The organism is Pseudoalteromonas sp. 20-92 (assembly GCF_030847595.1).
GTDB lineage: Bacteria > Pseudomonadota > Gammaproteobacteria > Enterobacterales > Alteromonadaceae > Pseudoalteromonas > Pseudoalteromonas fuliginea.
Window position 1 is genome coordinate 53,845 of the sequence record NZ_JANJGQ010000005.1, and the last position, 26,655, is coordinate 80,499.

Annotated in this window: 10 protein-coding genes and 1 pseudogene; 8 read left to right on the forward strand and 3 right to left on the reverse strand. The window is 40.2% G+C overall.

The annotated features are described in order from the left end of the window. Positions 1–26 precede the first annotated feature (26 nt). Both NRL14_RS06870 and NRL14_RS06875 read right to left on the reverse strand, forming a co-directional pair. Positions 27–6,206 carry a pectinesterase family protein gene (locus NRL14_RS06870; RefSeq protein ID WP_306724301.1) on the reverse strand — a complete coding sequence of 2,060 codons (6,180 nt, stop codon included), beginning with the start codon at positions 6,204–6,206 and terminating at the stop codon, positions 27–29. A gap of 135 nt (positions 6,207–6,341) precedes the next feature. Next, positions 6,342–9,305 (reverse strand): TonB-dependent receptor, encoded by a 2,964-nt coding sequence (locus NRL14_RS06875; RefSeq protein WP_306724302.1) that lies wholly within the window; start codon positions 9,303–9,305, stop codon positions 6,342–6,344. Between the two features lie 512 nt (positions 9,306–9,817). On the opposite strand from NRL14_RS06875, the pseudogene NRL14_RS06880 reads away from it, so the two are divergent. Further along, a pseudogene (locus tag NRL14_RS06880) lies at positions 9,818–10,668 on the forward strand (alpha/beta fold hydrolase). Positions 10,669–10,736: 68 nt separating this feature from the next. Here the strand turns inward: NRL14_RS06880 and NRL14_RS06885 are convergent. Further along, on the reverse strand, positions 10,737–11,126 hold the full coding sequence (locus NRL14_RS06885; protein ID WP_008139141.1) for a DUF2750 domain-containing protein: 390 nt from the start codon (positions 11,124–11,126) through the stop codon (positions 10,737–10,739). 224 nt (positions 11,127–11,350) lie between these two features. Here NRL14_RS06885 and NRL14_RS06890 point away from each other — a divergent pair, with 224 nt between their 5' ends. The 7 genes from NRL14_RS06890 (at position 11,351) to recD (ending at position 26,274) form a co-directional block, all read left to right on the forward strand. Beyond that, complete coding sequence (locus NRL14_RS06890; RefSeq protein ID WP_306724303.1) at positions 11,351–12,394, forward strand: alkene reductase; 1,044 nt, start codon at positions 11,351–11,353, stop codon at positions 12,392–12,394. 194 nt (positions 12,395–12,588) lie between these two features. Then, entirely contained in the window at positions 12,589–14,958 is a 2,370-nt protein-coding gene (locus tag NRL14_RS06895) for a TonB-dependent receptor domain-containing protein (protein ID WP_306724304.1), read from the forward strand. Between the two features lie 74 nt (positions 14,959–15,032). Beyond that, positions 15,033–16,160, forward strand: coding sequence for an alkaline phosphatase family protein (locus tag NRL14_RS06900; RefSeq protein WP_306724305.1), 1,128 nt, complete (start codon positions 15,033–15,035; stop codon positions 16,158–16,160). After that, complete coding sequence (locus tag NRL14_RS06905; RefSeq protein ID WP_306724306.1) at positions 16,157–17,218, forward strand: alkaline phosphatase D family protein; 1,062 nt, start codon at positions 16,157–16,159, stop codon at positions 17,216–17,218. The genes NRL14_RS06900 and NRL14_RS06905 overlap by 4 nt, the downstream gene beginning before the upstream one ends. A 161-nt stretch (positions 17,219–17,379) precedes the next feature. Next, positions 17,380–20,679 (forward strand): exodeoxyribonuclease V subunit gamma, encoded by a 3,300-nt coding sequence (gene recC / locus NRL14_RS06910; protein WP_306724307.1) that lies wholly within the window; start codon positions 17,380–17,382, stop codon positions 20,677–20,679. Next, on the forward strand, positions 20,666–24,229 hold the full coding sequence (gene recB / locus NRL14_RS06915; protein ID WP_306724308.1) for an exodeoxyribonuclease V subunit beta: 3,564 nt from the start codon (positions 20,666–20,668) through the stop codon (positions 24,227–24,229). The genes recC and recB overlap by 14 nt, the downstream gene beginning before the upstream one ends. Further along, the gene (gene recD, locus NRL14_RS06920) at positions 24,226–26,274 is read left to right on the forward strand and encodes an exodeoxyribonuclease V subunit alpha (RefSeq protein ID WP_306724309.1); all 2,049 of its coding nucleotides are present in this window, start codon (positions 24,226–24,228) and stop codon (positions 26,272–26,274) included. Before recB ends, recD begins: the two co-directional genes overlap by 4 nt. Positions 26,275–26,655 lie beyond the last annotated feature (381 nt).

Below are 26,655 nucleotides of genomic sequence, written 5' to 3' on the forward strand. Positions count from 1 at the left end.
CATAAAGGGCTTTTTACTTGGGAAGGTTACTGAATTGTTAGTTCATCTATCGTAATAGTTGCCTCACTCTCTGTACGGATAGTTATAAAAGAGGTTGGTGTGGCAACAAAACCATCAACAGTATAGGTTTGTCCCAGTACTAGATCTTCCAGCTTTATAGAGTAAAACTTAGAACTACCGTTATGTATTGAATTAGCACTTCCTGAAGTATTGTTGTCTACGTATATCTGAAAGCTTTTAGCTGTATTACCGCTTACAGCATCCACCTTGAACGTTACTTGGTAGTTATTTGATAGGTCTAGTAATCCGCTTGTTTGCGTATCGTCACCCGTGGTGTTAATGGTCGGTGTTGTATTTGCAATACTAATACGTGTACCGGTCATGGTTAGTTTTCCGTTACTTACCTGAACACTGCCTGTAACACGGTGAAATAGGGGGGTGTTGCTCCCTGCAAGGCCTGATAAGTCACGGTAACGATTACTGAAAAATTCATCAGCGTTGTTTGCAGAAAAATTTTCAGTAAATGGTAGCCCTAACGGCTCTTGAATCGGCGGCTCTGTAGGCTCTTCAATCGTTGGGATATCTAAATCACTTTGATCTATTTTACCAATACCTGCATGCGCAATAACATGATCTTTAATAGCCATAACAGGGGTTAGTGTGTACTCATAAGGCACTTGGTAGCTACTTGTTGGTGTAATTCCATTTTCGGTTACTTCACCCGCTACGTCACCGTCTGGTACTTCACCCCAGGTAACGGTATCACTGAGGTAGTTACCCGATGTATTCCAATAGCCAATAGTATCTGAATAAAACGAGATCACTGGGTTTTTGGTGTTTTCAAAGTAGTTACCTTCTATTTGAAGCTCCGCCCCCATACGTGAATTTATGGCACTAGAGGTAATGTTGTTGTAGTAGTTATTAAATACATGGCCGCGACCGAATCTAAATAAGGGTACTCGCGATACAATATTTTCAAATCGGTTATGGTGAAAAGTAATAAAGCGATTTTTGTTGGTACTGGTGTCATCATCACTATGACCGTGTAATGAGGTTTTCCAGCTATCGTGTAAGTAGTTATAAGAAATTGTGATGTTTTGCGCGCCAGATTTAGAATCAATTAGGCCATCATAAAAATCTTGATCTGAGTCTAGCGATGAATATAACTCATTGTGGTCAATCCAGATATTAGAGGTACTTCCGTTTTCATCACCTTCAATTGAAATACCATCCTTACCACCGGTAAGCACTTGATTAATTTTTAAATTTTGAATTATGATATTATTCGCTCTGCGAATTTCAATGCCAATACCATCCAAATGACCACGATCTGCTACGCCCACAATAGACACATTATCCATATCTTTTATCTGAATTGATAAGCCATCACCGCCACTGTTCGCATCAGTAATAACACCATCAACATAAATGATAATAGGTGTACTGGTTGCTTTTGCTTCACTTAATGCTGCTTTTAATGATGAGCCATTATCTACAGTTACCACAGTGCCATTAGTACCACCGGTCACATCAAAGTTATAACCAGCAAATCCTAAATTCACGTTAACAGGTATTACTTTTACAGGTTCGTCAGGTAACACTGGCACTGGTAAAGGGGTTGGGGTCCACCCTGCGCCATCGCCATAACTTGCAAAAATACTATCACGTTCAAGCAGTTGAGCTACTTCACTTGTTTGTAAAATATAACCACCATTACGGGTGCTTAAATCTAGTACGTTACCTTGCATATCCATGCTGCCGTATTCACGCCAGCCGCTTGTTGCTGAAGGTGCTTCTGGATTTGGAGCTGGTTGATTTTCAACACCTTGAACAGCCCAGCCAACAGTTGCAATGTGGGTATCAAACTTGTTATTGATAAGGGTTACATTATCAAAGTATGAAGAGCTACCACTACTGCGAGCAAGATATGTTGAATTGTCTAGTACGCCATTACCAATAGGGCCAGGACCATTGGTAAACTCATTGTTTAAGAAAATAAAGCCAGGATCGGTTTCTACCGGTACACGCGCTTGTAAAACGTAGCCACCTTTGGTGTCTTGGGTTGGATCACCATTTTTAGAATCACCTAGGGTACGTATTTCGCTATCTTCAAATAACGAAGTAACTGGGTATCCCCATATGAAGTCTACGTTACCGGCAACTAGCGTGTTGTAAAACCAAGTATAGCCTTTTAGTAGTAGGGTATCTTGCTCACTAATAAAGTTTGCGTTGTTGGCAACCAAACGATATTGGCTATTGAAATAAATAGTTTCAGCTTGATTTGATACGCTGTTACTACGAATGTGCGTGTTTTTTAACGTTAGATTGTTAATAACCAGCATATCTGTGCCTTCAACCAAAAATACACTACGGCCGCCGTTTGGAGTACCACCGCCAAGTGCCGCGCTACCACCTGAACCGCTATTAAGTGTTTCGTAGTTTTCGTACTGAATAATAGTGTTGTTTTGGCTTTCACCTTGTAGCGTTATATTATTTTTATTGCGCAGAAATAGCAGCTCATTGTAAGTCCCGTCTTTTATTGAAACCGTTGTTTGCTCATCTTTATCAAGATGCTGCATTGCAAAATTAAGTGCGCCTTGCACGGTTCTAAAGTCAGCAACGTCATTATCGTCAACGAGTAGCTCATTTCCTGCAGGGGTATTTACTTTGGTTGTAAATGTCCACTGACTGTTATTGCCAAGTCCAGCGAAATCCATGTCATTTAATTTAGCACCAGTAACAACGTCGTCACCGATAACTACACGATAAGTTTGGCCGTACTCAAGCACACTGTTGCGAGGCTTAATGATTAATGTATTGTCCACTAAGCTAATAGGGAAGTAATTTACAGCACGTATGCGATCTTGCCCAGGGTAACCAATTACATCGATGTTTTTACCTACTTTTAGGGTATCAACTAAAGTGTCATCACTTTGTTTATAAATCCTAACTTCGCCAAGACTACCTAAGGTTGGTGTTACACCGGTAGTATCAAAATCAATTGAAATTAACGTATCAACAAATTGATTATTTGCTGATTTTTCAGGCATTAGCTTACCGCTTAGGTCACCATAATCGGTGCTTGGCATCACAAAGCCTTCGACAACATTTACTTCAATCGTTCTGATTATTGTTTCATCAGAACCTGATACAAACTTAATCGTTGCTTCACCAGCACTGAGCGGGCTTAACGTAACTACATCGCCTGAGACATCAGCAGACACTACGTCTTTATTACTCGATGTAACGCTGAAGGTATCGGGTGTAACACCATCGTTTTTAATTGCTGTCACATTAATTATGAGCGGATCAGTGGTTGTACTGGCATCCCATGCAGGATCTTTATAATCAAGGGTTAATTGAATTGGCTTAATACTTGGATCGCCGACTTTAACGTTATCAAGTTCAAATGAGCGGTTGTTAGTAAACAAACCAATTAGGCCACGAGCGCTATACGTGCTGTCGCTAATTGTGCCCATTTTTTCACCATTCAGATATGCAGTAAGTTCTGAGTCTATCATTTCAAAGCGGGTGGTATACCAAACGCCATCAGTTGTACCGCCTTTTTCACCTAATAAGATAGGAGACTTAGCTTGTACAGGTCGAGAAATAGAACCGTCAACAGTCACAGCCACTTCTACTTGTGTGCTACTTGTCGAGTTTTGTACATTTAAGCCACCAGCAAGCCAGTTGCCTTCACTTTCATAACGAGCCATTAAGTAGAGCTGTTTGCTCGCTGTTGTACTGTTTTGACGTGGTCGAATATCAGCTTCAAAAAAGTAGTTACCGGTATCTGGCACATTTTGTAATGCGTCTTCAGTGGCTAAAATGAGCTCACCACCAACACCACCGGCGGTGTAACGCATAACGTTGTTACCACTTAAATCTAAAATATCAAATTCACCCACGGCGCCCGCTGTGTTATCTGGTTTTGCAATAATTTTCCAGTTGGATAAATCGCCTGCTGAAAAGTCATCACAAAAATACAGCTCAGGAGAGCTATTACATTTAAACACGCTCGGATCGTCTAAGTATTCGATACGTAGATTTTTAATAACAACCGTCCCGCCATTTTCAGTACGCAGCTGTAAAAATGAAGTTGCTGTTGCAACTTTACCTTCAACAACTAGCGTAGTGTCAGGTACTAAGGTGTTAATTAATTCATTGTAAAATTTTGAGCTAGAGCCATGAATTGACTTTGAGCTGCTAGAGGTATTGTTATCCACGTAAATTTGGAAGTTATTATCACCATCAGGATCGCTCACACTCACGATATCTATCAAAATTTGATAGGGGCGCGATAAATCAAAGCTACCAGTTGTACTTTGATCTGTTTCGGTCGTCTCTACATTTGGCGTTGTATTACCCATTGTAAAGCGGCCACTATTAATTTCTAAACCGGTATCAATAACAGAAACCGATCCACCTGTCTTTTTAAACATAGGGACGATAGAGCCGTCAGCTGCTGTAATCGCGGAAAAATCAGTTGAAAATAAATCACCTGTTACCGTTGTAAAATCAGTAACAAATGGGAATGGCGTTGTCGTGTCTCCCCCTGTTGGTGGTGTGGTTGGATCAGTAGGCTCTTCAATTTCAGGTACATCTGTGGCAACCGTAATTAACTCTAAATTATCTAACGTAATTGATGCCGCGCTATCAGTTCGAATCTGTAAAAATGAGTTTTTAATCTCTGCATTTAATACGCCTTGCGCGCTTTCGCTGTCCAGATCAGGGCCTGTTACTACGTCTTCACCTGGTTTATAGGTATATGTAAAGCGTTGACCTTGAGGTAAATTTTCAGCTGTAATAGCTTTTGAATAAAATTTAGATGCTTTGCCATGTACTGAGTTGTCTTGGCCAGTCGTATTATTGTCAACATACAATGACAGAGTACCCGCATCATTATGGGCAATAACATCAAAGCTAATTGTAAAGCCTTCACTTAAGTTATAAATACCTTTACCCAATGTGTCACTTGGGCTTGTTTCTTTGCCTGGCAGTGTGTTACCAATACTAAAGCGGTCGCCTTCAAGCACTATATTGCCATTTTCAGCATCAAGTTCTAAGCTACCACCGGTTTTGAAGTAAAGAGCAGCACTGCCAATCTCATCACTTACGCTTTTATAGGTAGACTTAAAGAAGTCTTCAGTGGTGGTGTTAAAATCTTCAATAAGTGCTTTGCTGTTCTGTTCTGCTAAATTGTTGAGGTTTTCAAGCTCAATGGCAGCTTGCTCTTCACTAAATACGATAATGTTATTTTTAGCATCGTCGTTACTATCGCATTTTGCAATCATGTCGCTAAGCGATGCGTCATCAGATTGGTGGCACAAACTATACACACTATCAACCGTATTAAATGAACGTGAAATTAGGTATTGTGTATTTGACTCACCATTAACAGCAGTTGTAAAAGCGAGTACGCGATCACCAAATATAAATTCATAATTGCCGTTGCCAATAATTTCACCATCAGCTGTTCTAGTAAATGTGCCCGTGGAGTTAGTATCATCAGCGGGGCTAAAATTAAGTATTTCAATACCGGCAGTACTGCCTTTTACCAAAGGGTTGTATACATCACCGGTAAATAGTGACAAGTTAAATGCATTAGGCTGTGTACTGTTGTATTGCTTATACACAAAATCAACAAAATGTAATATAGCCTGATCAGCATCAATGAGTTCCGTTGTTGGTGTGCCTGCATTTGCTAGCCAAACGTTTACATCTGCCGCAAATTCATCTTCACTACGACTAAAATAATCGGTAATTGTTTGGCCTTCTGATAAGTTGATCGTTGCTGCATCGGCTGCTGTGGCACTAATGGTAATACCGTTACTCACATCGCCATCACTATCAAGTGATTGAAATAATCGTAAGCTGTTTACAACAGCAGGATGAAATACAGTATCGGTTGAAAATAAATTTAAAGGTGACAAGATATTACTTGCCGCAATAGATGGAAACGCAATATCTCCTATTGCAAACGTAATCGCTTCGCCGCGAAAATAGTTAAATTGACCGTTGGCATCGGTTACACCATCAGGTACTGATAAACTTGTGTAACTTAAGCCTGCAACAGGGCTATCTACAAAGGTTCCTTGAATAGCAGGGGCGGGTGCTTCTTTAACGTTAATTGAACTTTCTTCCTGGCATCCCGTTAATATTGTACTGAGTAATAATGTGGTGATTACACTTATTTTTGTTTTCATACATCCCTCCAAGGATGAACTTTTTAGCGTCTGTGTTGGCAGTGTGTGATGCACACGTAGAGTGTGCTAATTTTTAGTTTTGTGTATTTAATCTGTACTCTGGTTAAGAGATTTATTATTTAGAGTTCAGATTATTTAGTAGAATTTATAATTCATACCAAGTTGAAAGGTTCGTCCATAGTTCTCACGCTGATACAGGACAGCACCACCAGATAGCTCATTACCTGCAAAATAGCGAAGATCAGATTGATCGGTTATGTTAATTGCATCAAAGTAAGCGCTTAGGTTTTTGCTAAAGTCATACTTGAGTTTAAAATCTACGGTAGTAATTGCGTCTTGATATATATCCGCCCATTTTTTACATTCGTGGGGATCAGATATATTTGCAGAAGCAGGGCAAGCACCAACTTCTTCAAGGATTTTTGAACGGTAATTACTGATTAAACGAAGTGACAAATCGTCATCTTCCCAACCGAAAGAGATGTTAGCAGTAATATCTGCTTGTCCAGGTAGTGGCATTTTATCTACACGTATAGAATCGTCTAGTGTTGCTTCACTGCTTACTACCGTCATATTACTTTGCCAAAACAAACCATTTTCAAAAAATTGATTAAAGCTCAATTCCATACCATATACAGTGGCAGTGTCACCATTGAGTGTGATATCTACTTGATTTAGTTGTAAGTCTTGTAAAATTGCAAACTCAGAAACTTGATTAACGGGCAATGTTAAAGGCAATTCATCCAAGCGCATTTGAATACCTGAAACATCAACGATAAAATTATCAATATCCTTATAAAAAACAGCAAGTTCCATAAAGAGTTCTTTTGAAGGATACCAACCAATTGATGCATCGAAGTTAGTTGAGCTCATTGCAACTAAGTTTGGATTACCTACTTGTAATGCGTTATCAGGGCCTAAAACATAGTTTTGTAAATCAAGTGCGCTTTGGCCATCCTGCGAATTAAAACAGTCATTGGTGGCTGGATCACACAAGCTAATGTCATTATCAAATTTCGCATAACCACGTGCTTGTTTAAACGAAGGTCGGGTATAACTAGTCCAAAGTGATGAACGTACTAATACCGTATCATATGGCTCATACCGTATATGCATACTCGGAAAATATTCACTGTAAGTGATACTACTTTCGGGAAGGGGGACAGCTAGATCGAGTGTGTTTATACCATCGAACTTCCAATCATCATTCTCAAGTGACATAAAACCAGTGGATGAGAATTCAGTGTGCGCATAGCGTACCCCAGTGATTACTTTTAAGTTATCCGCTAGACGTAGCTCAGTCATTACGTAGGCGGCATAAGTATCTTCGTTTAATGTATAATCTTCTTTAGTACTATCAATTGACGTTTCACCACCGGTGGCACTTTCGCGCGTAATTGATGTTGCATCAACCATGTATTCCATTTGCGAGCGAGATACAAACGGATAAGAGAAATCACTATTATTAGGTATTGCGTAGTCATAGTTAGTTATATTAGAGTTCGCAACAGTAATACAAGTTTCATCCCCATTGCAGTCACTATCATCAATGCTATAACTCCAGCGATCTTTGTTGTTATAGTGCTCGCGTTCATTATAGGTACCACCAAACTTGATATAATTTATATACTCCGAGTCAAACTGTTTGGTTAAATCTAATTTTAAGCTACTAATTTCGTCAGTACGAGTGCTGTCCTCCATAAACAAGTTATCGTATTCCATGTTGGAAAGATCGCTTAAATCTCCATCAGCTTCACCGTTGAATACATCGCCTTCGTTACTTAATGCAAACCCGCCTAACTCAGCGGCTTCTGCGGGAGTAAGTACACGTGCCACAATACTGTTTTTAGACGCTTTGCCGTAGACAATATTTTCTCTTTCACGAAATTGCACACGACGGTCACCTACAGACTCATCATCTGTTTTTGAATATGCATACTCATAATTTATTTTCCAGTCATCACCTACGTAATTTTCACCCCCAATACTCATATTAATAGTGGTTTTTTCGCCTTCTTGAACAAAATATTGGTTCATTACATCAATGTCAGACAGTGCAAATTCTTTAGTTTCTGAATTTACATAAATAACTTCGTCATCTTGGTCGCCATTATAAAAATTATAGAATTCACGTAGTGCTATATCTTCATCTGTATAGTTTGAGTAATTGGCACGTAAATAGTAGAAACCAGAGTCTGTTGGTTTAAATTCGATATTAACCGTTGCGGTAGTTCTTTCCCTATTTGCTATTTCACGGCGGTTTTCTAATTGCGCAGGAGCTAAAATTTCAGGTGCGCTTTCAATGTCTTCCGCAGTTAGGCCTATTCCACCTTTTAAAAAATTTAAATCACGGGTACTGTGATGCCTATTTTCATCCACTTGTGTTTTACGATCTTCGTAAGATAAGGCAAACCCAATACCAATGGTGTCATCAAGAAACAATTGAGTCCCATCAATACTAAATTTAGGAGAGTGTTTTTCGCGCAGCTCATTGTAAGCGTCTTGAATTTTTATTTTTAGGGTATTCTCACCTCGATCATAAGCAGAGATCGATTTAACATTTACAGCACCACCAATTGAATTTAGGTTCATGTCAGGAGTCAGTGTTTTAAAAACTTCAATGGAACCAAGAGAATCACTCGTTATACCGTCCAAACCTACTTTTCGGTCATCTCCTGCGCCAGATAACTCAGCACCGTTCATATTTATTGCTACAAACTTAGGTCCTAAACCACGAACAGCTACGTATTTCCCTTCTCCTTCACTTCTTTCCAGTGTTACACCTGGCATTCTTCTTAATGACTCTGCTACATTTTGATCAACAAAGTTGCCCATGTCATCAGTTGCAATAACTGAACTAAATGCATTACTGTCTCGCTCAAGTGCACGTGCTTTTAAATCAGCTTGGTAAATACCGGTAACACTAATAATTTCAATATCATCTTCTGGTGTTTGAGGTTTACCGTCTTGTTTCGATAATGCACTAGAGATCGGCTTTTCTTTATTGTTAAGCTCATCAGCGGTTGAAGAGCTTTGCCCATAAGAGGGAAGGGCTAATAATAATGCAGCTGCTATTGTGCTGAGTCTCATGCTTTTCATGATTTTTCCTTTATATAAGAGCGTTGTGTGTAACAAAAATGATACTTATATGTCTATTGCCACCGGTGGCATTTGTGTTTTATGACGTTAACACTTCATTAATAAATATGTCAATCGTTTAATATTCGGGCAGTTGATTTGTGACTACGTAGTTGAATATAGTTATAAAGTATTATTTGAAGTTTTAGTATGTGTTATTTAAGGCGCTGTAATCGTGGTTTGTTCATACTTTTAGATGTGTTCTAATTAAAAAAGAAAATAAATCAGCTTGGGTCGTTAATCTACTTATTTAAAAATTTATTATAAATACGAAAAGAGTATAAGGTTTTGTGCTAATAAACTTTTTATAGTTAAAAAAAGCGACTGACTGTTTAGTTAGCCGCTTTTTAAATTTATTTAGGAGCTGTTGATTTTTTCGGATTAAAATTTTTCCTAAATATCAATTTTATTACCTCTTCATATCACTCTTATGATAGAACTACATAAATAAATAATAAAAATTAAGCTAATACATGGTTTCCCTACAGCAGTGGCAGTCTCAGGGTTCATTTACCCAAATTAATGGTCATCAAATATTTACAAAAGTAGCCGGCGATGTAACAAAACCTGCGCTGCTTTTAATACATGGCTTTCCAAGTGCTAGTTGGGACTGGGAAGGTATGTGGCAAGCGCTTAGTGAACATTATTTTGTAATTACACTCGATATGCTAGGTTTTGGTTTGTCAGATAAACCTAAAAATGCAGGCTATAAAATTACTGAACAAGCCGACTTATATACTCAATTTTTAAAAACGTTAAATATTAATGATATACATATTTTAGCTCATGACTATGGCGATACTGTGGCTCAAGAGTTATTAGCAAAGCAAGTAGTTAGCCAAAGTGACTTTAAAATAAACAGTGTCTGCTTCCTGAAGTGCATAAACCCTTATCTATACAAAAATTATTATTATCTAAGTTTGGTTGGCTAGTGCCAAAATTAATGAATAAACAAAAATTTGCCAATAATTTAGTGACTATTTTTAGTAAAAGTACACGGCCTTCAAAACAAGTGGTAGACACACTTTGGGAGTTGCTAATTTATAAAGATGGTTTAGCCGTTATGCCTAAACTTATCAGTTATATAAAGCAGAGGCAGCAAAACAGAGAGCGTTGGGTTGGTGCCATCATAAATAGCAATATACCACTTACGTTTATAGCAGGCGCAGAAGATCCCATCTCTGGTAAGCACATGATTGAACATTATAAAAAGCTGGTCCCCAATGCGCGCGTACAAGAGTTTGTAGAGCTTGGGCATTATCCGCAAGTAGAAAATCCAGATGCAATTACGCAGGCTTACTTGAATTTTAGATATTGCCAATAAAAACGCGGCTACTAAATTAAGTGCCGCGTTTATAAATTTTAGAACTCTGAGTATTTAGGCTTTGAACCTTAATATTTTTTCTTCGGTGCTCTTAATTGTTTTTCAAACTCATCTGAAAACAATATCGTGCCGTCGTCTTCCTCAGTAGGAAAGGCAGCAATAAGTAAATCATCCTCTTCAAGGCCTGGTGTCCAGCGACTAAACCAATCAGCAAGTGGAATTGCTTTAGCGCTACAACCAACCCATTCGCCAGTTGCCCATGCCTCTGCAAATTCGCGAGTTGGCCAAACTGGAACACAGTCGTCATCTTCGTTGGCAAGCATAACGCAGCCATCATCATCGTTTAAAATCCATACTTGTTTAAATTGTTGTACGGTTTCGAACATATAGGCTAGGCGTTTTTTTGCCCCAAGCCCTAAAATTACTGCGTGTTCTTCACTTAAATTTGGCGTTGTCATAATTAGCTCACTCTTAATTACTATATCTAAATTATATGCACACAAGTATATCGAGTTATATGACAGAGTGTTGAAAAGTTGTTATTTAATTTCAGCAATGCAGATCTAATTTGTATATTGACCAGTATAAGTCCTCACTAATTTGAGCGATCACTCAAGATAAGCTTGAATGTTTGTAAAAAGGCCACATTGTAGTAAGCATATATTTAATGAAGGATTAAAAAATGACAACCGATCTACTTGCTCCGTTTAAACTAAATAACACGATTGAGCTTAAAAACCGCGTACTTATGGCGCCATTAACGCGTTGTATGGCTGACGATAACTTAGTGCCAACACAAGATATGGTTGAATATTATGCTCGCCGTGCCGAAACTGGTTTAATTATTAGTGAAGCAACTATTATTCGTCCAGATGGACAAGGTTACCCAAATACACCGGGTTTATTTAACAGTGAGCAAATTCAAGGTTGGAAAAAAGTAACTGACGCAGTGCACGCTAATGGCGGCAAAATGTTTGCACAGCTTTGGCATGTTGGCCGTGTTGCACACCCTCACTTTTTTGATGGCGATGTACTGGCACCATCGGCAATTGGCGTTGAAGGCTCAGTACCTCGTATGCGTGAGCTTACATACATCACACCAAAAGCAGCGACTATAGATGACATTAAGGGCCTGGTAGCTGATTACGCAAAAGCGGCAGAAAATGCGATTGAAGCGGGTTTTGACGGAGTAGAAATTCACGGTGCTAACGGGTATTTGATTGACCAGTTTTTACATTACGCTGCAAATACACGCAGCGACGAATACGGTCAAACGCCTGAAAATATGTCGCGTTTTGCACTAGAAGTAACCGATGCGGTTATTGCTGCTGTAGGCAGTGATCGTACTGCACTTAGATTAACACCGGGTGCTTACTTTAATATGAGCGAAGATAACCGTGATAAAGCGGTATTTGATTACTTATTACCAGAGCTTGAGAAGAGAGATTTAGCATACTTACACGGCGGTATTTTTGACGACAGTACAGCGTTTGAGTCGCTTGAAGGTAAAACGACGTCTGAATTTTTACGTGCAGGCTACAAAGGTACATTAGTAGGCGTAGGCAGCTATACTTTTGAGTCAGCCAAAGAGGCTATTAACGATGCTAAGTTTGATTTAATCGCGATTGGTCGCCCACTTATCGCAAATCCAGATTACATTAGCAAAATTGCAAACGGTGAAGAACTAGTAAATTACAGCGATGAAATGCTAGCTGAATTAAAGTAACAGCTAATTATTATATTTAGTTATTAAGACACCCAAAGTTAAACCTTTGGGTGTCTTTTTTTGTACATATTCCCGCCATAAATCTTCCATATTTGTTTAACCTTTATGTAAATAAAGTTCATCCTCGTTGTCATATTTAAAATTCATACTGTGCTCGTTTTCATATTTCATAATTAAAACTAAACGGGACAACAATGTACGCTTTAAAAAACAAATCGCTATTGAGCATGGCTATTGCCATGGCGGTATCAACATCTACTTATGCTAACGACAGCACCATAGAAGAAGTAACCGTTGTAGCTAAACCAACGAGCTACGCTAACAATGTTATTGAGCCTGCAATGCTTGAGCAGCAAAGTTCGGTATCGAGCATATTATCGGTTACTGATAACTTACCAGGTATTAGCATAAACGAAGGTGATGCATTTGGTGGCGACGATTGGTCTACTACAATCACTATGCGTGGTTTTAGTATTGATGGAAACCAACAACAATTAGGAATGACCGTTGATGGCATTCCCAATGGTGGCTCTAATTACGGCGGTGGTGCTAAAGCTAACCGTTACTTGGAGAGTGAAAATTTAGCAACGGTAGAAGTAGGTCAAGGTACCTCTGATATTAAGTCGGCTTCACTTGAAGCACTAGGCGGGACATTTAACTTTGTAAGTAAAGACCCAAGCCTTGAAAAAGGCACTACCTTTGCTTATACATCAGGCAGCCACGATGCCACGCGTTATTATATTAAACACGAAACAGGCACTGTTTTTAATAACACACAAGCGTACGTAAGTTACTCGCAAACAGATACAAGCCGCTGGATTGGTTCAGGCAGTAATGGGGGCAAAGACAACCAACACGCTGAGCTTAAGTTTGTATCTAATTTTGACGATTTAACGCTCACTGGTCGTTTATCTTACGATGATGTAAGCGAGACAAACTATAACAGCGTAAGCCTTGAGCAGTTTGAACAAACACCCGATTGGGATCAGCTAACATGGAATTGGACAGGAGTTCCGCATTTTGACCAAATGTTTGCAGAAGGTTGGGGAACGCTTCGTGAAAATACCTTAGGCTATTTAAAATTTGAATACGCGATTTCGCCAACTTCATTATTAACCGTTAGTCCTTATTATCATAAAAATTCAGGTCGCGGCGATTGGATCCCACCTTATTTAACAACGCCTGTTGATGAAAATGGCGACCCAACAACCGAGGGTGGCACTAATGCAGGCTCTTATGGTTTTGCTGATAGTGAAGGCAACCCGCTTGCACCCAATGCCGATTGTACGCAAAGTTTGAGCTGGCCATGGGAGTCGGGTCCTGGTTTAAATCCTGCGTGTTACGATGCAACAGCAACGCCTGTTATGTCTTACCGCCATACGCATTACAACAAAGATCGTTTAGGTGTAACGGCAAATTACCAAGCTACATTTGGTGATCACGATATCGAAGCGGGCTTTTGGTATGAGCAAAGCGAACGTGATGAATCGCGTGATTGGCACAAAGTAATTGATGCGCGTATTTATCATCACTTTGATAGCACGCCTTACTGGACACAATACAAAAACACTTTTGATACCGATACATTCAAATGGTACCTACAAGACTCGATTAATTTTGGTGACTTAACATTAAATATTGGTGCAAAACAATATTTAGTTGAATTACAAAAATACGACCACTTTGCTAACGAAAGATCAGATAAAGTAGATAGCGATTCAGACGTGTTATTTAGTGGTGGTGTATTGTATCAGCTAAATAACAGCACAGAATTATTTGCCAGTTACAGCGAGAATTTTTCAGCAATTAAAGACGGTGTACTTGAGCGAGATAGCTCAACACTTACAAACATAGAGCCAGAAACTGCCGACAACATCGACTTTGGTGTACGTTACCAAGCCGACAGATTAACCCTTACAGCAACGGCTTACAGTGTTAAGTTTGATAACCGCATTACCTTTATTGCCCCTGGTAGTGGCACAGATGGGATTGATTACACCATTGGTACAAATGGCTCGTACGTAAATGTAGGGGGTATTGACTCAAATGGGCTCGAGCTTGCAGCAAGCTATATGTTAACACCAAGCTGGAGCGTGTACTCGTCGTATACTAATAGCAGTTCTGAGTATTCATCGGATGATCCAAATGCATACGATTCACAGGGTGTAATATTAAGAGATGAAAGTGGTAATGAGGTAGCACCGAGCTTTAGAAAAGGCGACAGCATAATAGATTCATCAGAGGATTTATTTGTGGTATCTACCGATTACTTTAGCGATGGCTTTCGTGTTGGTTTATCGGCTAAATACACCGGTGAGCGCTTAGGTGCATGGCAAGACGAAGACACTCGCACGCGTAATAAAGTAGACGGCTACACCGTACTTGATTTTAATGCAGGTTATTCAACTGACGTAGATGCAGGTCCTTTTAAAGCCATTGACGTATCGTTTGTTGTTTATAACGTTACTGACAAAAGCTACTTAGCAGGTGGTACTGGTAACGGCGCTACTTATTACATTGGCGCGCCTCGCACCGCAGCAGTTACATTTACCGCTGACTTTTAATTAGGTTTTAGTAATTGAATTATAATAAAGCCCATCATTGATGGGCTTTATTATATGAAGGGGCGCAAAACGCGATGAAAACGATTTTAAAAGTAACACTATTTAGCTTAAGTGTATTAGCGAGTAACTTTGCAACAGCAGCGCAAAATGTAGTGCTGGTAACGCTTGATGGAGTACGCTGGCAAGAAGTATTTAATGGGGCTGATAATAGCTTAATTAATAATAATGATTTTGTTAAAAAGCCAGAGCAATTAAAGACCCAGTTTTGGGCAAAAACAGCAAATGAGCGCCAGCAATTACTAATGCCTTTTTTAACGCAAGTAGTGGCTAAAAAAGGGATTATAATTGGCGATAGAGCTAACAGCTCTACTATGTCGGTAAGTAACCCGTGGTATTTTTCATACCCTGGTTATAACGAAATACTCACCGGTGAAGTTGACGAAAATATAAATAGTAATAACAAAGTGCTCAACCCAAATAAAACTATTTTAGAGCGTTTAGATAAGTTACCTGAGTTTAAAGATAGCACAGCCTTATTTGGCAGTTGGGATGTATTTCCATACATTGTAAATACTAAGCGCAGTAACGTGTATGTAAATGCAGGTTTTATGTCAATTGAAGAGAATTTATTCACTGATGCGCCATTATTAAATGCGTTACAAAATGAAATCCCCAGTCCTTGGCATAACGTACGACTAGACAGTTTTACATACCGCTTTGCTAAAGCGTATATGTTGGCTAAAAAGCCTAAGTTGTTAGTGATAAGTTTAGGCGAAACCGATGACTTTGCGCATGATGGACATTACGATCAATACCTTAAATCGGCAAGGCAAAGTGACGCGTTTATAAAAGACTTATGGGCAACCATTCAAACTACAGCAGGTTATAAAAATAACACCACACTAATTATTACTACTGATCACGGCCGTGGCAATAATGCCAACGATTGGCAACATCACAGCTCTAAACGTGCACTTGCTGAGCTAGAGTTAGGTGAAAATACCTACCCAGAAGGAATTGTCGGCTCTGAACATATTTGGCTTGCAGCCATTGGCCCCGCAATAAAAGGTAGTGGCTTAATTAAAACTAAAAATGAGCTTAAACAAGCGCAAATAGCGGCGACCGTTTTAAAGGCGCTTGGGCAGAATCCAAATGAAATAAATTCAAATATGGCGCCTGCTATTAGCGAGATTTTAAAATGAAGAACCTATTAAAACCATTAACCCTAACTGCCTTGGCGTTGAGTTCGGTTATTAGCGCAAGTATTACTGCCGCGCCATCTAAAATCCTATTTGGTTCGTGTGGGCATCAAGATAAAAACATACCCATATTTAATGCAATTAACAAAGAGCAGGGGGATTTGTTTATATTTTTGGGTGACAATATTTACGGCGATACCAACGATATGGATGTACTTGCCGATAAGTACCAACGTTTAGGGGCAAAGCCTGGTTTTAAAACGTTAAAAGCGCAAACGCCTATCATTGCTATGTGGGATGACCACGATTATGGCCAAAACGATGCCGGTAAAGAGTATCCGCATAAAGAGCTATCACGTCAAATTATGCTTAATTTTTGGGATGAACCTGTAAACTCAGCGCGTCGCACTCGCCCTGATGGAATTTATACCTCGTACATGTATGGTGAAAATGAGCAAACCATACAAGTAATAATGCCTGATTTACGTTGGAATCGTGATGCGCTAAACCATGTAGGTGAGCTTGAATACTACACTAAACGCAAGTTAAATAACCAAGGCCCGTATAGTCCCAGTGAAGTGAAGGGTGCATCCATGTTAGGTGAAGCCCAGTGGCAATGGCTTGAACAAGAGCTTAAAAAGCCTGCTGCAATAAAATTGATTGCCTCAAGCTTACAGCTTTTACCCGATTTTACAGGTTGGGAGTCATGGGCAAACTTTCCTGAAGATAGAAACCGTTTATTTGCATTGATTAAAAAGCATAAAGTAAATGGGGTAGTGATCATCAGCGGCGATACGCACTGGGGTGAAATATCAAAGTATCAGCAAAACCTTGATTACCCATTAATTGAGATGACCAGCTCTGGCTTAACTGAAAAGTGGAAAGATGTAAGCCCTAACAAACACCGAGTAGGGAGTTTTACTCATAACGTAAATTATGGTGATTTAAGCATTGATTGGCAGCAAACTGATCCCACTATTTCACTTAAATTAAAAGGCGTTGATGGCGAAGTAATAATGCAAAGTGACTTTAGTTTATCAAGTATTAGCCCTTATAAATAAACTCACTACTACGCACAGTATATAAAATAGATGCTGTGCGTATAAAAATCTGTAAATTAGTTCTTAACTCTCTGATTTATTAAAGCCAATTACCCGTTTGCGCTACCCCTAATATTGAAAATATCTTACACTGGTTTTATCTCAAGCAAGGTCAGTGTTATATGCTAAATATTATTCAATCAAACCGGATGGAAGCCCTGCAAGCGCAGTTCCATCAGCTGTTAAAAGTAAACCCATTGCAAAGCCCGTTCGACAAAGAAGTAGTGCTAGTGCAATCGCCGGGTATGTCGCAGTGGTTAAAAATAGGTTTGAGCGAAAACTTAGGGGTCGCAGCGCAGGTTGATTTTCCGTTGCCGTCGAGCTTTATTTGGCAGTTGTATCAGCAATTGCTGCCAAATGTCCCTAAAGAGTCGGCATTTAATAAGCCCAACCTTGCTTGGAAACTGTTTGCAATTTTACCAACCTGCATTGATGAACCGCTTTATTTGCCGCTAAAAACCTATTTAGAGGGCGATATCGACGGGCAAAAAACCTTTGCGCTGTGCGAAAAAATAGCCGATGTGTACGACCAATATTTAATGTACCGACCGCACTGGATAGCCACATGGGATAGCGGAAAAGATGAGCTTGATGACGTAGATGTAGCCATTGCCCCATGGCAGCCTGATTTATGGCGACGCATTGTAAAACTAAGCCAAGACCTTGGGCAAAGCCAATTTCATCGCGCTAACATGCAAGGGCAGTTACTTACAGCACTTGAGACTATGGACAATAGCATACTGCCACAACGCATTAGCTTATTTGGTATATCGGCGATTGCCAGCTCCCAGCTAGACGTATTTGAAGCGCTGAGTAAAAAAACTGAGGTTATATTATTCTTTTTTAACCCAAGTGAGCACTACTGGGGCGATATTATAGATGAAAAAACAGCAGCTAAAATAAGCGCTAAATACGCCAAAATGCCGCTGGTGGAAGCGCAACAAAAAAAACAAACCAATCCAGATGAAGAATACTACTTTATAGGTAATCCGTTGTTATCGTCGTGGGGTAAATTAGGTCGCGACTATTTTGAACAACTTGTACAGTTAGATGCCCGTTGGATTGATGGTTTTATTGATGTGTTTGACGACACCTTACTAGGGCAAGTACAAAGCGAGATTTATCAGCTTGCATTTAAAGGCGAATCACTGACTGATAACAAAGAGTGGTTTATTAACGACGAAGGTAAATTACCAATCAGCGCAACCGACACCAGTATTACGCTCAGCGATTGCCATACACCGCTTAGAGAAGTTGAGCGCTTGCACGACTACTTACTTAACTTATTTAATCAAAATCCAACGCTTACTCCCAAAGACATAATTGTCATGATGCCCGATGTAGGCACTTACAGCCCCTACATTGAAGCCGTATTTGGCGGGGCACAAGGCAGCCGCTTTATTCCTTATGCATTGGCCGATTTAGCCATAGAGCAAGAAAAGCCCGTCCTTAGCTCATTTGCGAGTTTAGCTAACTTACCGTTTTCGCGCTTTGGTGTGTCGGATATTCTCGATTTATTACAAGTGACGCAAATAGCCGAAAAATTTGGGCTTGAAGCGCACGAATACGAGCAAATTCAATATTGGCTTGAACGTGTTGGGGTGAAATGGGGTATAAACGCAGCGCATAAAAGCAGCTTTGATTTACCCGCTATTGATTTAAATACCTGGCAACATGGGCTCAACCGTTTACTGCTTGGCATTGCCATGCGCGACGAACAATGTCCGTTTAACGGTATTTACAGCGCTGATGAAGTAGAAGGTATGGCGCTTGATACACTCAACAAGCTCGTGCATTTTATTGATGTACTGCAAAGCTTTAAAGAGCAGTTAACGCCCGACGATACGCTCACTAATAAAGCGCATATTTTAAGCGAGCTGTTAAACGCCATATACGAAAGTGAAAGCGATGACAGCTGGGATTTATTAGTATTGCAAAACGTGCTCGAAGAGTTACAAAAGCACCACGACAACGGCGATTACAGCAAAGCAGTTTCGCAGCGTATTGTTAGTTACTTAATTAAACAAGGCATTCAAGAAAAAGGCGTAGGGCAGCGATTTTTAGTTGGGCAAGTCAATTTTTGTACATTGATGCCAATGCGCGCAGTGCCATTTAAAGTGGTGTGTATGCTTGGTTTAAACGATGCCGACTACCCACGTAACGTACAACCTATTGGTTTTGACTTAGTGCCTTACTCTAAAAAGCAAAAAGGTGACCGATCACGTAAATTAGATGACCGCTACTTATTTTTAGAAGCACTACTGAGTGCCCGCGACAACTTATACATAAGTTACATTGGTCGCTCGTGTTTTGATAACCAACCGCGCATGCCATCAACCCTTGTAAGCGAGCTGTTAGAATATATTGGGCGTAGTTTTGTATTAAGCGAAAAGAGTGAAAAAACGCTGCCCGCATGTCTAATCAATCAACAGCATTTACAGCCCTTTAATAGCCATTACTATTTAGCCGATGAGCAAGCAAATACTGTACTGAGCAACCACAGTTACAATCCAATTTGGCTGCCAAGTGAGTCAATAAAACCACAGCCGGTTATTGCGCTTGATGTGATTGTGCCAGATCAGTTAGATCTCGATGTGTTTATTAGAAGCGTGTGCAGCGCACAAGAGAGCTTTTATCAACAAACATTAGGTTTGCGCCTGCCACAATTTAACGAAGTAGCAAAAGACGAAGAACCCTTTAGTTTAGATGCGCTGCGCCGTTATTTTTACCTTGATGAAATACTCGAAGCAAACATAAACGAGCAACCACTGAGTACCGAGCAAATACTGCAGCGAGGTGAGTTACCTCAGGCCAATGTAGGCAGCCTCATATTTGAGAGTATGGAGCACCGAGTTGATGCGCTTGCAGGGCAAGTAAAAGAGCAGATTAAAGGCGGAAAAAGTGAGCCGATAGAAGTTTTGCTTACCATTGAAGGCACTAAAATAGAGGGCTGGCTCAATCATGTGTATTTGCAAAAACAAGTGTTTTACCGCAGTGCGAGTATTAAAGCGAAAGATTTAATTAAAGGCTTTATTTATCACCTCGCAGCGCAAAGTATGGATCAACAAGTAGAAACATTGTTACTTGGGCTTGATAAGCAAATTACCTTTGCGCCAATTAATAAAGCTGATGCCGATGCATTGTTACTTGATTGGTTTGAGTTATACAAAGCGCTGCGCGCAGAGCCTGTGCCGTTCTTTCCGGTAAGTGGTTATGAATACGTTAAAAGCGGCGGCGATATAACAAAAGCAATGAGCAAATTTAGCCCGCAATACATAGGGCGAGGTGAGGGCGAAAATCCGTATATTCGCTTAACGGTGCAATCGCTAAACGACTGCCAAGAAGAATTTATAAAATGGAGTGATAAATTGCTCACGCCTTTATTTGAACACGCAAAGGAGAGTGACCATGCAAGCGCTTAATCCTCTTACTATGCCGCTCATTGGTCAAAGTTTAATAGAAGCCAGTGCAGGTACTGGTAAAACTTATACGATTACGGGGCTGTATTTACGCTACTTATTAGGCATGCAAATAGAAGGTGAGTTAAATACGCCGCTCAGTGTTGAGCAAATTTTGGTAGTAACCTTTACCGACGCTGCCACCCAAGAAATTAAAGACCGCGTGCGCAGCCGAATTATTGCTGCGCGCGACGCATTGCTAGGGCAAGACCCAAACGACGAACTCATTGAAGGCGTAATTGCCAAAATTGATGATAAGCACCGCGCGTTTGATTTACTCGATGCAGCTGCTAAATCAATGGACGAAGCGGCTATTTTTACTATTCATGGCTTTTGTCAGCGGATGCTAAAACAACATGCGTTTGAGTCGGGAGTGGCGTTTAATCTCGAATTTATTTTAGATGAGCGCGACATATTACTCGAAACTATTAAAGATTTTTGGCGTGCGTTTGTATACCCACTTAACAAAGAGCGCACCGATGCTATTTTAGATGTATTTTCCGCACCCGAGGCTTTATTCGCTCAAGTGGCGAGCATTTTAAACAAAGCTAATGCGCACATTACGCCACAAATAAAATTAGACGATGTATGGAAGGCGCGTGACGAGTACATAACCCGTGTACCCGCATTTAAAAAAGCGGTGTTAGAGCAAGAGTTTATATGTGCGATTAAAGGCTCGGGTTTAAGTGGTTCTAAAACGCCAGCACGAAAAGGCAGCCTGGGTGCGCTTGAAGCATTTTGTTTAGGCGGCGATTTGTTTTTTGAATTTGGCACTAGCAAGTATTCGTTTGAAGTGTGGACTACAGAAAACCTAAGCGATGTGAGCAATTATAAAAAAAATCAGCCATTATTTGTGCATCCATTACTGAGTCAGTTTGACGAGCTTGCCGCCCTTAACAACACCATAAACCAAGGGCTCAAAATAGCGGTTGTACAACATGCAGCACGCTGGGTAAAAGGTGCAATAGTTAAGCGCAAGCAAGAGCAAAGCGTGATCACCCCAGATGACTTACTGACCAATTTACACAGTGCGCTTAATAACGAGCAAGGCGACGTACTGGCGCAAAAAATTGCGCAATTGTTTCCGGTCGCCATGATTGATGAATTCCAAGATACCGATCCGATTCAGTACGGTATTTTTAGTGAAATTTATGGGCAACAAAATACTACGCTTGCCATGATAGGCGACCCAAAACAGGCTATTTATGGCTTTAGGGGCGCTGATATTTTTACGTATATTGGCGCAAAAGAAGCTGTACAGACTGATCAGCAATTTACGCTGGGTACTAACTTTCGCTCAAGCACAGATATAGTAAATAGCGTTAATAGTTTATTTGGCAAACACGCTAACAGCTTTATTTATAACGACGCCATACCGTTTAACGCAGTAGCTGCTAAAGGTAAAAAAGCGGATGACTCTTTTTTAATTGATGGCAAACCCGCGACCGCATTCGAATTTAATGTATTTGTGGATGAAGCCGCTGATGAAAAAAACAAACCAACCAACAAAGGTGTAGGGCAAGCACATTTAGCCACTCACTTTGCTAATAAAATAGTGACCTTGCTTGAAAAAGCAAAACAGGGGGACGCGTGTATTGGCAGTACCCCTGTCAGCGCTGCCGATATTTGTATATTAGTGCGCGACCGTGTTGAAGCGCAAATAATGAAAAAAGCGCTAGATGATGCCAAAATTGCCAGCGTGTATTTATCGCGAGAAAGCGTTTTTAGCCAAGAGCTTAGCCATCACCTACTTAACTTTTTAACGGCGCTACATGGTCAATATGACGAGTCATTGCTGCGCGGTGTTTTAGCTGGTCCACTATTTTGTTTAAGTTATAACGAAATACATGCACTCGCCGATGATGAAAATAAATGGCAAGACTACTTAAACTTTTTTGCACAACTTAGCCACATTTGGAACAAGCAAGGCGCTATGGCAATGCTTGAGCGCTTAATGAGCCATAACCAGCTTAGCGCTAAATGGCAGGGATTGGGATATAACGTTGAGCGTTGGCTGACAGACTTTAGGCACTTGGGCGAAATACTTCAGCAAAAACAAATAGAGCTTGAAGGCACGCTACGTTTACTGCGCTGGTTTGCACAAAAGGTAAGCCAACAAGACGGTGAAACAGTACAAGTGCGCCTAGAAAGTGACGCCAACTTGGTTAAAATTGTCACTATGCATGCCTCAAAGGGGCTTGAATACCCTTTGGTATTTATGCCGTTTGCCAGTGGCTATCGCGAAACAAAAGAAGCGCTTTATCATAATAATGGCAAGCTAGTTTACGATTTAAGTAAAGACGAAGATGCCCTTCAAAAAGCAGAACAAGAACGCCTAGCTGAAGATTTACGCCTGCTTTATGTAGCACTTACTCGCGCCGTACATTTTTGTGCGCTTGGTGTTTATAATATAGGGCAAGGACAAAGTAGCCGCTTGGCTATGCAAAGTAGTGCACTTGGGCATGTTTTATTTGCAGGGCTTGAACTTGCCAGTAGCCAAACATGGCGCACGCATTTAAGTGAGTTTTGCGACGCTAACAGCGCGATGAGCTATCAGCAATTTACCTCACAAACATTATTAGAGCAGGGAACACTTTGTTTTAATAACAGTGAAAGCGCGCAGCAAACGTTAAGCGTTAATAAAGTAACAGCAAATATTGAGCGTAACTGGCGAGCAACCAGCTTTAGTGCGTTGAGCTTTAAAAAGCACAGCGACCAATTAGCCCCAGGGCGAAGTGATGAAGATCACGAAAAAGACGAGTTTGCAGTGCAAGAGGACGAACTACCATCACCTTATAGTTTTCCTAAAGGGGCAAAGCCCGGTAGCTGTTTACACGAAATATTTGAACAAATAGATTTTACTAGCCCAACAGTTCACCCAACTAATACCGAGCAAAACTTATCTGAGGTAGTTAAGCGCAGCCTTGAAAAGTACCACATAGGTGATCAATGGCGAGAAGTGGCTGAAAAATGGGTGCTTGATGTTCTTGCGTGTCCCCTAGATAAGAGCCTTTTGTCATTGGGCGTGCTTACACCCAATGATTGCCTAGTCGAAATGGAATTTAATTTACCTCTTGAGAGTTTAAGCGCACCTAAGCTAAACGAAATACTGATTAAACATTTTGGTTTTGCACAAAGTAAGCTTGAATTTTCGCACGTAAAGGGCTTGTTAAAAGGCTTTGTCGATTTAATATTTTGCTACCAAGGCAAATATTATATTTTAGATTATAAGTCTAATTATTTAGGTAGCACGCCAGCTGATTACGAGAGCGACTTGCTTGAGCAAGCGATGAGCAGTCATCAGTATCATTTACAGTATTTAATTTACACGGTAGCGCTGCATCGTTTATTAAAACAACGTATAGCTGATTACTCAATAGAAATTCATTTAGGCGGCGTGTATTACACGTTTTTACGTGGGATGCCCGCAGGGCAAGGCGTGTACTTTAAAAAGCTAACTGAAGAACAAGTGAATATTTTAGATGGCTTATTTAGCCAAGGAGCCATGCTATGAGCGATTTAAATGAGCAACCTGGCTTGTTTGACGATATAGACGAGACACTTAATAATGAAGCAGCAGAGCCTCTTACTTCAAAAAATGTAGCACAAGATGCTCCATTTGAGGACATTGTGTTAAATAATACGATTATCGAAGTCCCGTTACTTGAATATTTATTAGCGCAAAATCGACTACGTGTGGTTGATGTTAAACTCGCTGAATTACTGTGTGCTAATGACATTGAGCAAACTCATAATGAGCTGTTTTATATTATTTTATTACTGTGCTTATCGCAGCAAAGCCAGCATAGCTGCCTAACTTTAAATGAGGTTGACTGGAGCAATCCTTTTAACTTGCGCAAAAGCGACTTTAATAAACTAGATGGCAATGTACCCAGTACGCTAAGCCCGTTTAGTGATGACTTTAACGTACACACAGCGCTCAGTTATTTACAAAGCCATGAAAGCGTAGGCGAAAATAAACCACTGCAACTGTTTAAAGAGCGACTTTATTTTGCGCGCCTTGCCGGTTATGAGCAAACACTCGCAGATAGACTATTAAGCATGAGCGAGCGAAAGCTCAATATTAATAATGAAATATTGGCAGAACTTTTAAATACCTATTTTCCTGCTGATTCTGCAATTGAAACTGATTGGCAAAAAGTGGCGTGTGCGATTGCTGCCACCAAAGGCTTTAGCGTGATCACGGGTGGTCCAGGTACCGGTAAAACTACCACAGTGACTAAGTTACTGGCTATTTTGCAGTCACTTTATAAAACCGCGCCGCTTAGCATTAAGCTGGTGGCCCCTACAGGTAAAGCCGCTGCACGTTTAAGTGAGTCTATTTTGGGCGCTAAAAATAAGCTCACAACGATTCCTGATGATATAAAAACGCTGATACCGCAAAGCGCTCAAACTATTCATCGCTTATTAGGCGTAAAACCGTTTACTAATAAATTCAGACATAACAAAAGCAATCCGCTGCATTTAGATGTGCTGATTATTGACGAAGCCAGTATGGTCGATTTATCGCTGATGGCTAAATTAATAGAAGCACTGCCTACGCACGCGCGATTAATACTCCTAGGTGATAAAGATCAGCTTGCCTCGGTAGATACTGGCAGCGTAATGAGCGATTTATGCCAAGGTTTAACACTTGGGCAAACGCCACGCTACTCGCAAGCACGTTGTGATGAGCTAAATAGCTTATGTTTTAATAATGAGCCTAAGCTCGTAGCGCAAAGCGTGAGTGAATTTAAACTCGCAGATTGCGTTGCCTTTTTACAGCACAGTTATCGATTTGATGCACAAAGCGGCATTGGTCAACTCGCACTTGCGGTAAACACAAATAACACCGGTATTTTAAATTACGTTGAGCAAGAAAGTACCGAAGGGCGTTTTAACGATGTAATTTTAGATTACGACTTTGTAGCAAAACCAATTGAAAAGCTTGTTAAAAGTGCAGCAAGTCATTATGCAAAATACCTTAACTTAATTGCCCAAGGTGCAGATGTTGCACAGGTGCATGCTGCTTTTGCTAGTTATCAGCTTTTAGCTGCGGTAAGAGAGGGCGATTACGGCGTGCATAGCTTAAATCAACGAATAGAGCGCGTATTGCAACAGCAAGGTTTAATAACAGTTAGCCCTAATACTCACCACTATACGGGTATGCCTATTATGGTGAGCCAAAACGATTACCAGCTTAAGTTATTTAACGGTGATATTGGTATTTTAATGCCTGATGAAAGTAATCAACTCAAAGCTATATTTATTGATGAGCAAGGTAATCAACGAGCATTTTCACCTGCACGACTCCCTGCGCACGATAAAGTCTATGTAATGACTATTCATAAATCACAAGGTTCAGAGTTTAGCTACACAGCCATGGTACTGCCACCGCTAAAACAAGCGCGCATGGGTATTAACAGGCAATTAGTGTATACGGGAATAACCCGCGCTAAAAATAAGTTTGAGCTGGTGGCTGATAAAAAAGTACTGCAATTAGCAATGAATAAAAGCGTATCGAGAGCGTCTGGATTGTATGAAAGGTTACAATTTTAAGCTTAGTTTGAATTTTTGATTAATAATTTAGCTTCAAACTACTTGTTATTTATCGCGTTATTATAAATGTCTTCTATACTAAAATTAACTTTATATTGAATGTATTCGGGCGTGTTGATCTTTGGTGGGTGAATTTGCAGCAGTGTGTTTGGTTTTTAGGCAAGGCAGAGCCTATGTAGTGTGGTATTCCCCATAAATAGGCGATAACGTAGTATAAATACCAAACATACGCTGCCCTTTGGGTTCTTTCTAGGGACGATTAACTCTTTGTTGCTCGGTTTTTACTTAGCCCACTAGGTTACAAACCTCGCGCCGTGATTTAATCGCCCCTAGATTGAACAAATTTCAATCCACAAAGGTCAACACGCCCTAGTAAGGATA

What these genes read in the sequence shown, in the direction of transcription:
- NRL14_RS06870 (WP_306724301.1), bottom strand. Translation starts at nt 6,206, where the DNA reads ATGAAAACAAAAATAAGTGTAATCACCACATTATTACTCAGTACAATA.
- NRL14_RS06875 (WP_306724302.1), bottom strand. Translation starts at nt 9,305, where the DNA reads ATGAAAAGCATGAGACTCAGCACAATAGCAGCTGCATTATTATTAGCC.
- NRL14_RS06885 (WP_008139141.1), bottom strand. Translation starts at nt 11,126, where the DNA reads ATGACAACGCCAAATTTAAGTGAAGAACACGCAGTAATTTTAGGGCTT.
- NRL14_RS06890 (WP_306724303.1), top strand. Translation starts at nt 11,351, where the DNA reads ATGACAACCGATCTACTTGCTCCGTTTAAACTAAATAACACGATTGAG.
- NRL14_RS06895 (WP_306724304.1), top strand. Translation starts at nt 12,589, where the DNA reads ATGTACGCTTTAAAAAACAAATCGCTATTGAGCATGGCTATTGCCATG.
- NRL14_RS06900 (WP_306724305.1), top strand. Translation starts at nt 15,033, where the DNA reads ATGAAAACGATTTTAAAAGTAACACTATTTAGCTTAAGTGTATTAGCG.
- NRL14_RS06905 (WP_306724306.1), top strand. Translation starts at nt 16,157, where the DNA reads ATGAAGAACCTATTAAAACCATTAACCCTAACTGCCTTGGCGTTGAGT.
- recC (WP_306724307.1), top strand. Translation starts at nt 17,380, where the DNA reads ATGCTAAATATTATTCAATCAAACCGGATGGAAGCCCTGCAAGCGCAG.
- recB (WP_306724308.1), top strand. Translation starts at nt 20,666, where the DNA reads ATGCAAGCGCTTAATCCTCTTACTATGCCGCTCATTGGTCAAAGTTTA.
- recD (WP_306724309.1), top strand. Translation starts at nt 24,226, where the DNA reads ATGAGCGATTTAAATGAGCAACCTGGCTTGTTTGACGATATAGACGAG.